General features: G+C 40.3%; 1 pseudogene. It reads left to right on the top strand.

The features are described from left to right. A pseudogene (locus ACS8FD_RS23340) lies at positions 1 to 288 on the top strand (DNA polymerase III subunit epsilon); the annotation flags it as partial. Positions 289 to 568: the final 280 nt, after the last annotated feature.

Below are 568 nucleotides of genomic sequence, written 5' to 3'. Positions count from 1 at the left end.
GCTTTGGTTCGCCGATTAGATGTCGGTAAGCAAGATCGTACTTTTCACGGCGCCTTGTTGGATTCGGAGATTTTAGCTGAAGTTTATCTGGCCATGACAGGAGGACAGGTAACGTTAGCGATCGAAGAAGATACTCAAACAGAGGGTGGCAACACCGCTCATGCTAATTTTGCGAATTTGGCATCTTTATTGCTAGAGTCAACCGTAGACAACCATGCCAATCAAAACTGGTTTGCAGGGTTAGCAGAAGATTATCCTGATTTAAACGCTAGGCTATCGCAGTGGTAGAGCGCGTTACTGCGCATGATTAATTGGCTTGCGCCCGTTAAATATCTAATAACATACTAAAAAGCCTGTTTTTATCAATAATTATCTGCTGATAAAGTCGACTCTATCAATATTTTATGGAAAAAAACTATGAGCCAGTCTGAGCAAACAATATTGACCACCCCTGCCCTTAGTATTACTAACTTTAACCTACCTTCTCTACATCTGCTTCATAATGAGATTACAGTCATTTTAAAGGATACTGAGAATCATCTTAGCGAATTTAACGATGATCAAGAAC

It is taken from the genome of Psychrobacter sp. 1U2, from assembly GCF_051847575.1.
The sequence above is the reverse complement of the archived record's forward strand: the minus strand, read 5'-3'. Positions and strand labels throughout refer to the sequence as shown.